The sequence below is a fragment of the Mycobacterium sp. genome (assembly GCF_008709575.1).
Lineage (GTDB): Bacteria > Actinomycetota > Actinomycetes > Mycobacteriales > Mycobacteriaceae > Mycobacterium.
The window spans coordinates 1-831 of sequence record NZ_VYIK01000246.1; the positions used below are offsets into that span (position 1 = coordinate 1).

Annotated in this window: 1 protein-coding gene; it reads left to right on the forward strand. The window is 64.7% G+C overall.

Annotated features, from left to right (window positions below; translation table 11 throughout):
- The first annotated feature begins 177 nt into the window (after positions 1-177).
- Positions 178-675, forward strand: coding sequence for a hypothetical protein (locus tag F6Q13_RS18205; protein ID WP_293059526.1), 498 nt, complete (start codon positions 178-180; stop codon positions 673-675).
- The last annotated feature ends 156 nt before the right edge of the window (positions 676-831 follow it).

Below are 831 nucleotides of genomic sequence, written 5' to 3' on the forward strand. Positions count from 1 at the left end.
ACCCGCGACCAACGGATTATGAGTCCGCGGCTCTAACCAACTGAGCTACCGCCCCTTATGCCAACTAGCTGCGGGTATAGTCTCCAGCGTAGTGACCCCGACTTCCGCTTTGCCCAAGAAGTCCACTGCGCCGGTCACCTGGTCGCTGCGCAACTGCCCGCAGCGGTCAAGGAAGCAATGCTAGCTAAACAATTGTCCCGTATCGCGCCGGGACTGCTGATCGGCGCTGCCGCAGGCGCCGCGGGTACGACCACCCTCGACGTGATCACCTACCTGGACATGGCGATACGCGGCCGGCCGGTGAGCACGACTCCCGAACGGACCGTCGAGGCGCTGGCGAGGCTCGTCCACGTCACGATCCCAGGTACCGGTGATGTCCTGGCCAACCGACTCACGGGCCTCGGCGCGCTGACTGGTTACACCGCCGGTATCGGCATCGGGATCATTGTCGGCCTGTTCTACGCGCTGTGCTGGCGCCCTGGGCTACTGGGCGCCTGGCTTGCCGCCACGCTGTTGGCTCTGATCGCTACCAATGCACCGATGACCATGCTTGGGGTGACCGACCCGCGCACCTGGGGGATCGTCGGCTGGATCAGCGATCTGATCCCGCACTTCGGGTACGGGGTGGTCACCGCCCTGGTGTTGTACCACCTCTATCCTCCACCACGACGCTGACGAGCAGTGCCCGCACCGGGCCAACGCCCCGGCCGACCTCTAGAGATATCGGCAGACCTGGTCGGCGGTGCAGGTGGCGGGTGTGACTGCCTGGTTGCGTAGTTGGGCGATCGTGTCGCGAAGAGCACCGAGCTTGCCGTTCTGTTCGTCGTGTTC